Origin of the sequence: uncultured Maribacter sp. (assembly GCF_947496775.1) — a bacterium.
Taxonomy (GTDB): Bacteria; Bacteroidota; Bacteroidia; order Flavobacteriales; family Flavobacteriaceae; genus Maribacter_B.
This window is the reverse complement of record NZ_CANMDU010000006.1, coordinates 245,656-253,140: the sequence shown is the minus strand read 5'-3', so window position 1 is coordinate 253,140 and position 7,485 is coordinate 245,656. Positions and strand designations below refer to the sequence as shown.

Below are 7,485 nucleotides of genomic sequence, written 5' to 3'. Positions count from 1 at the left end.
ATGATACAGCTAATATTACTATAACAGTTAGTGCAGCAACAATACCAGTAATCGGAGTTAGTGTTACTCCAACTTCTGGAACAATTACAGAAGGGAATACCCAAACCTTAACAGCTACAATAACCCCATCGAATGCTTCTAATACGAGTGTTAGTTGGTCATCTTCTAACACAGGAGTGGCTACGGTTTCTACTGCTGGAGTGGTAACAGGCGTATCAGCCGGTACGGCAACTATATCGGTAACTACACAAGATGGTAACCACATAGCTACATCAATAATAACAGTACAAGCAGCTATAATAACTTTTGACCCTTCTACAGGAGAGTATAGAGCTCCCGCAGGGTCCACCGTTACTGTGATTTTATTATCTGAGGGAATGGGTAGTGGTTATGCTAATATTAATATATCTTCAATTGGCTTCTCATTAAGTACCGAGTGGAACGGAATTATAAATGAAGAGTTTGTAGACTCTGATACAGATAGCTTTATAATGCCAGCTTCAGGTTTAGTAACATTTGCAGGAAGTCATAATAGTAATTTTGGAGTTTCATTTTCTTCTGTAGCCATAGCCAACAATCAAGGTACTAGCAGATTTTTTAGTATGGATGTTAGTGTTGGAATGCCTCAATAATAATTTATTAAAATTCTATTTTGTGTTTTAGCTTACTAAATGAAGTTTTCATAAACTATACTTCAATTAAGTTTTAATGACAATCAACTAATATAATTCCAAATGTTTTTATGCTTTATTATTTGCGCGTAGTAGTGTCTAATAATAAGATTGTCCGTTTTTTCTAGAGCAGGATCATCCTTTAAAAGTTCAATGGCGTAGTATCTTGCGATTTTTAAAATATCATTGTCTTTTACAATATCAGCAATCTTAAGATTTAGTATGCCGCTTTGTTGCGTACCCATAATATCACCAGGGCCTCTTAATTTTAAATCTACCTCTGCTATTTTAAAGCCATCATTTGTAGCGACCATAGTTTCTAAGCGAGTTTTTCCTTCCGCGGATAGCTTATATCCGCTCATAAGAATACAATAGCTTTGTTCTGCGCCGCGCCCAACACGTCCACGAAGTTGGTGTAATTGCGATAATCCAAAACGTTCGGAACTTTCAATAATCATAACAGAAGCATTGGGAACGTTAACACCAACTTCTATAACCGTCGTAGCAACCATAATTTGAGTTTCGCCTTTTACAAAACGCTCCATTTCGTAATCTTTATCTGCAGGTTTCATTTGTCCATGCACTATGGATATTTGGTAGTTAGGCATTGGAAAATCTCTAGCAATACTTTCATAACCATCCATTAAATCTTTATAATCTAAAGCTTCTGATTCCTTAATTAAAGGATATACTACATAAACTTGCCTTCCTAAATTAATTTCGTCTTTAATAAAACGAAATACCTTTAATCTATTGGCATCATATCTATGTACCGTTTTTATAGGTTTTCTTCCTGGAGGTAATTCATCAATCACAGAAATATCTAAATCGCCATATAAACTCATTGCTAAAGTTCTAGGAATAGGTGTTGCAGTCATTACAAGAATATGAGGAGGAATATCATTTTTATGCCAAAGTTTAGAACGTTGTGCAACACCAAATCTATGCTGCTCGTCTATAATAGCCAAACCTAAGTTTTTATACTTTACTTTATCTTCTAATAAAGCATGAGTGCCAATTAAAATATGGAGTTCACCACTTTCTAATTGGTCGTGAATTACAGTTCGTTTCGCTTTTTTTACGGAACCAGTTAAAATAGCAATTTCAATACCTAAAGGTTCTAAAAGTTCTTTTATACCATTATAATGCTGGTTCGCTAAAATCTCGGTAGGAGCCATTAAGCAGGCTTGAAAATCATTATCAATAGCTAATAGCATTACCATTACGGCAACTATGGTTTTTCCTGAACCTACATCACCTTGCAACAAACGATTCATTTGGGCATGACTACCAACATCTGTCCGAATTTCTTTGATTACTCTTTTTTGAGCATTAGTAAGATTAAAAGGTAAATGTGTGTTATAGAATTCGTTAAAAAGTGTTCCTACCTGATTAAAACAGTATCCTTTAATTTTTTGTTTTCGAAGCATTTTTTTAGCTAAAAGCTGCATTTGAATGTAAAATAACTCTTCAAACTTTAATCTGAATTGTGCTTTTGCTAATAATTCTTGATTTTTAGGAAAATGGATATTAAATAGGGCTTCTGGTTTGGAAATTAACTGTAACGAATGAATAATATTTGGAGATAAACTTTCAGAGAATTGCCCCTTGCATTCCAGAAACAGCTGTTGGATTAATTTATTAATTACCCTATTAGAAATTCCTGAGTTGCTTAATTTTTCTGTAGAAGGATAAACAGGTTGCATTCCTATTTTTGTTCCTTTTTCGTGTTCAGAAAGTAATTCCATTTCGGGGTGCGGCATAGAAAATTTGCCAGCATACCAATTACATTTTCCAAAAATTACATATGCAACATTAATTTTAATATTCTCCTTTATCCATTTTTGACCTCGGAACCATACCAATTCTATTTCCCCAGTATTATCTTTAAAGGTTGCTACTAATCTTTTTCCTTTTTTTTGCTCTACAGTTTTTATATGAACAATTTTACCAATTACTTGTATATCGGAGGAACTGCGCTGTAATTGATTTATTTTATAGTATTTTGTTTTATCTATATACCTATTAGGGAATAAGTTAAGTAAGTCTTGAAAAGTAGAGATGCCCAATTCCGATTGCAGAGAATTGGCCCTATTTGGACCAACACCTTTTAGGTAAGCTATCGGAGTTTGTAAAAAATTCGCATTCATTCGTCTAAATTAGGGCTTACCAAATAACAATGCAACAAAGTAAAATGCTAAATTTGGAATACGTTAACTATAATCCCCAATCCATGAAATTGTTTTGCCAATTGTTTTTGATGTTTACAATGCTTAGTTCCTTTAGTCAAAAGCAAGAAAAAGTGGACTTTATACGAGCTGAAGCTCATATAATTCCAGAACCTAAAGAAAAAAGAGTAAATGGTGTTATAACTTATGAATTTAAGGCCCTAGAAAATTGTAGCTATATTTTTTTGGATGCTATAGAAATGGAGTTTACCTCAGTATTACTTAATTATAAGAAAAAGGATTTTTTGAATACAGGTTCAAAAATATCCATCAAACATAATTTTAAAAAGGGGAAGATTTACTTTTTTACCCTAGAATATAATGTTAAGCCAAAACAAGCGGTTTATTTTGTAGGGTGGGATGATGACAAAAGTATAAATCAAATTTGGACACAAGGACAAGGGAAATATACTAGCCATTGGTTGCCTAGTTTCGATGATATGACAGAAAAAGTAGAGTTTGATTTGATACTTACTTTTGATAAAAAATATAAGGTCATAGCCAACGGAAAATTAAATGATATTATAAAGAATAAAGATGCTACCAAAACTTGGGTTTATAATATGGATAAACCCATGAGTAGTTATTTATTGGCTTTCGCAATTGGGGATTATAAAGTATCTAATGTAACTTCTGAAAGTGGAATACCTATAGAATTATATTATTACCCGAATGATAGCTTAAAAGTAGAAGCAACATATAGATATTCGCAAAGGATTTTTAATTTTTTGGAGGATGAAATAGGAGTGGATTACCCTTGGTTGAACTACAAACAAATTCCTGTAAAAGATTTTTTATATGCAGGAATGGAAAATACGGGAACTACTATTTTTTTGGATAATTATGTTATAGATTCTATAGGGTTTATAGATAGAAATTATGTAAATATAAACGCCCATGAATTAGCGCACCAATGGTTCGGTAATTTGGTGACAGAAAAGAATGGAAATAGCCATTGGCTCCATGAGGGGTTTGCTACCTATTATTCTTATTTAGCGGAAAAAGAAATTTTTGGTGATGCTTATTATTATTGGAAATTATTGGACAGTGCAGAAGAACTTAATAGGCAACAATTAAATAATAAAGGAGAATCACTATTGAACCCAAAGGCAAGTAGTCTTACTTTTTATGAAAAAGGTGCTTGGGCGTTACATGCGCTTCGGGAGGAGATTGGTGGTACGGCCTTTAAAAAAGGAGTTGAAGATTATTTAAGTAAGAATCAGTTTAAAAATGCAGAAATAGTAGATTTTATTTCAGCTATGGAAAAGGCATGTGGCAAAAGCTTAGATGCTTTTCATGATAAATGGTTAAAAAGTAAAACCTTTCCTTATAAAGAAGTAGAGGGGCATTTGGCAAAAAAATCGAAGGATATACAAATGTTGCAATATATAAAAGAAGAAGTTCTTATTGCTAGTTCTAGTTTTTTGGCTAAAGAAAAAATTATTAAAGGATATTGGGATAAGGCGGAGTCTGAAGATTTGAAAAGTAGAATAATAGCTACTTTTTCAGAGTTTTTATCAGAAGAATTTATTTTGAATGCTTTGCATACAAACAATCTTAAAATTAGGCGAGCAGTAGCAAAATCTACTATTAAGATTTCTGAGGACATGAAAAAAACCTTTGAGGGCTTATTGTTGGATAATTGTTATAGTACGCAAGAAAATGCGTTGTATGCTCTATGGAGTTCTTTTCCGAAAGAAAGGAGTGCATACCTAAATCAAACCCAGAGTTTAATTGGTCTACCCAATAAGAATATTAGACTTTTGTGGTTAACATTGGCTATGGTAACTCCAGAGTATAAAAGTTTAAAGACGGCAGATTATTACAAAGAATTAGTTTCATATACAGGAGCTACATATTCCACTGAAATTAGAACAAGTTCTTTTCAGTTTCTTAGGCAAACTATTGGTTTAGATAATGAAAGCCTAAAGAATTTAATGGCCGCTGCAAGCCATCATAGTTGGCAGTTTAAGAAATATTCTCGAAATTTATTGAGTGAACTAATACAAGATACAGAGATAAAAAATAGAGTAAGCGTATTAGCCAAAGAGTTTAATAATAAAGAAAATGTTTATTTTAAATCCCTATTAGAATAAAAAATGAGAGCATTAGTAATTTCTGGAGGAGGAAGTAAAGGAGCTTTTGCAGGAGGGGTTTCGGAATACCTTATGCAAAAATTGGGATATACTTACGATTTATTTCTTGGTACTTCAACAGGTAGTTTGCTTATTTCTCATTTGGCTCTCCAGAAGATTGATAAAATAAAAGAAGTGTACACCTCGGTAAATCAAAAAAGCATTTTTAGTAATTGTCCCTTTGTCATAGAGAATAAGCATGGTGTAAATACTATTGGGATTGATCATTGGAATGTTCTTAAAAATTTCTATAGAGGAAGTAAAACCTTTGGTGAAAGTAAAAATCTTTTAAAATTAATACGCAATACCATTACTTTTGAAGAGTTTAAAGCTCTAAAAAATGGCCCGAAAGAAATTGTTGTAACTGTTTCTAATTTATCTCATAATACAGTAGAATATAAAAGTATAAACGACTATAGCTACGATGATTTTTGTGAATGGATATGGATTTCTTGTAATTATACACCTTTTATGAGTTTAGTACGTAAAAATGGATGTGAATATGCAGATGGTGGGCTTGCGAATATGGTTCCTATAGAGGAAGCTATAAAAAGGGGAGCAACAGAAATAGATGTTGTTGTTTTGCAAACAGAAGTTAGTCATTTGAATAGAATGCCATCTAAAAATGCCTTTTCTTTGTTAACTAATATGTTCGAATTTATGTTAGATCGTATTGAAAATCAAAATATACGGATAGGTAAATATGTAGCCAATCATCATAATACTATTATTAACTTTTATTACACTCCAACCGTGTTAACTACAAATTCATTAATTTTTGATAAAGAAAAAATGAAAAAATGGTGGGAGAGTGGTTACAATTTTGCCAAATTTAAAAATACAGAAACCAGTCAGATAGAAATTGAATGAGAGCATTAGTAATAAGTGGAGGCGGAAGTAAAGGAGCTTTTGCAGGTGGAGTGGCGCAGTATTTAATGGAGATAGAAAAAAGAGATTATGATATCTTAGTTGGCACCTCTACTGGTAGTTTGTTAATTCCTCAATTGGCTTTAAATAAAGTAGATAAGTTATATGATTTGTATACTAATGTAAGTCAGCGAAAAATATTTAGTCTTAATCCTTTTGTAGTTCGTAAAAAGGGAGATAGAGAATTTGTTTCTATTAATTTTATTACAACTTTTCTTCAATTTATTAAAAGTAGAAGAACTTTTGGTGAGAGTAAATCATTAAGGAGAACCATTCGTAAAAATTTTTCAGAAGAAGAATTTAATACTATACAGAAAACCAATAAAGATGTAGTTGTTACCGTATCTAACCTTTCTAAGAATAGAGTAGAATATAAGAGTATCAAAGATTTTAACTATGAAGAATTCTGCGATTGGATGTGGATTTCATGCAATTACATTCCTTTTATGTCTTTAGTTAAAAAAAATGGTTTTGAATATGGGGATGGCGGACTTGGTTGTGTTTTACCTATACGAGAAGCGGTAAGAAGAGGGGCTACAGAGATAGATGCTATTATTCTAGAATCCGAAAAAATGGAGCACAATAAAGTATTAGGGAAAAACCCTTTTTCTTTAATGTTGAGTATATATGGTTTTGTATTGGATCAAATAGAACATCATGATATCTCCGAAGGTGTTTTGGCAGCAAAGCACAAAGGGGTAAAGCTTAATTTATATTATACGCCAACTAAATTAACCGAGAATTCGTTAGTGTTTAATAAAAAACTAATGACAGAATGGTGGTACCAAGGCTTTAACTATGCAGAATCAAAATTTGCTAATGCCAAGGAATTATTACCATAATTCGCCAATTTCTTTTTTAACATAGGCTAGAGCTGTTCCAGAAGGAGAAGCTTTTTCCATCGTTTCTGTTAATATATCTTCTCTTAATTTATCTGCAGAATCTGTTTCACTTAATGCAGCTTTACGGATCATTTGTATCGTTGCACTTTTTGCAGCTTTAATTATATTCCAGCATTCATCTGTCATATAAATTTGCTGGGAAAGATTATGCTCAAATTCATTCTCAATACTTTTTATGAGTAAATTTTCGTAATCGTTTTTATTAGCTGATTTTGGAGCTATACGCACCACTAAACTTGGAATAGCAATTCGTTCTAAAAATAAAGCCATACGCTCGTAAGCTTGTAATCTTATAGGTAATGTATTGGTTTGAGAATCTTTATGTAAAAGGAACCTTCTACGACCTTCTTCGTTTCTTGTGTGTAATCTAAAAAAATAGAAAGCAACTGCTCCGGTTACAATAGCAGGTAATAAATAAGCAAATAATTGAAAAACTCCGTCTCCAGACATAATTTTAGTTTTGGTTACTGCTTTTAAGAACGAAGTAAATTTGTAAAAATTATATTGTTTTAGTTTTCTTAAAAACCTTGAAGTACTAAAGCAATAGAATTTTTGATTTTTTCGCAAATAAATGGAGTATTTATAAATTGTTTAGTTTTTGTAAAGTTATTTTTTTGCACAT

At 32.1% G+C, this 7,485-nt stretch carries 6 protein-coding genes; 4 read left to right on the top strand and 2 right to left on the bottom strand.

Annotated features, from left to right (window positions below; translation table 11 throughout):
* On the top strand, positions 1-632 hold a 632-nt coding region (locus tag Q0856_RS11790), incomplete at its 5' end, for an Ig-like domain-containing protein (RefSeq protein ID WP_298505232.1).
* Positions 633-715: 83 nt separating this feature from the next.
* Here the strand turns inward: Q0856_RS11790 and recG are convergent.
* Positions 716-2,821, bottom strand: coding sequence for an ATP-dependent DNA helicase RecG (gene recG / locus Q0856_RS11785; RefSeq protein WP_298505229.1), 2,106 nt, complete (start codon positions 2,819-2,821; stop codon positions 716-718).
* Positions 2,822-2,904: 83 nt separating this feature from the next.
* On the opposite strand from recG, the gene Q0856_RS11780 reads away from it, so the two are divergent.
* The 3 genes from Q0856_RS11780 to Q0856_RS11770 are packed head-to-tail and all read left to right on the top strand — an operon-like array spanning position 2,905 to position 6,803.
* On the top strand, positions 2,905-4,995 hold the full coding sequence (locus Q0856_RS11780) for a M1 family metallopeptidase (protein WP_298505227.1): 2,091 nt from the start codon (positions 2,905-2,907) through the stop codon (positions 4,993-4,995).
* A gap of 3 nt (positions 4,996-4,998) precedes the next feature.
* Positions 4,999-5,904 carry a patatin-like phospholipase family protein gene (locus Q0856_RS11775; protein ID WP_298475811.1) on the top strand — a complete coding sequence of 302 codons (906 nt, stop codon included), beginning with the start codon at positions 4,999-5,001 and terminating at the stop codon, positions 5,902-5,904.
* The gene (locus Q0856_RS11770) at positions 5,901-6,803 is read left to right on the top strand and encodes a patatin-like phospholipase family protein (RefSeq protein ID WP_298505225.1); all 903 of its coding nucleotides are present in this window, start codon (positions 5,901-5,903) and stop codon (positions 6,801-6,803) included. Before Q0856_RS11775 ends, Q0856_RS11770 begins: the two co-directional genes overlap by 4 nt.
* On the opposite strand, the gene Q0856_RS11765 is transcribed toward Q0856_RS11770, so the two are convergent.
* Positions 6,795-7,313, bottom strand: a complete 519-nt coding sequence (locus Q0856_RS11765) for a hypothetical protein (RefSeq protein WP_298475807.1) — start codon at positions 7,311-7,313, stop codon at positions 6,795-6,797. The genes Q0856_RS11770 and Q0856_RS11765 overlap by 9 nt on opposite strands.
* Between the last annotated feature and the right edge of the window lie 172 nt (positions 7,314-7,485).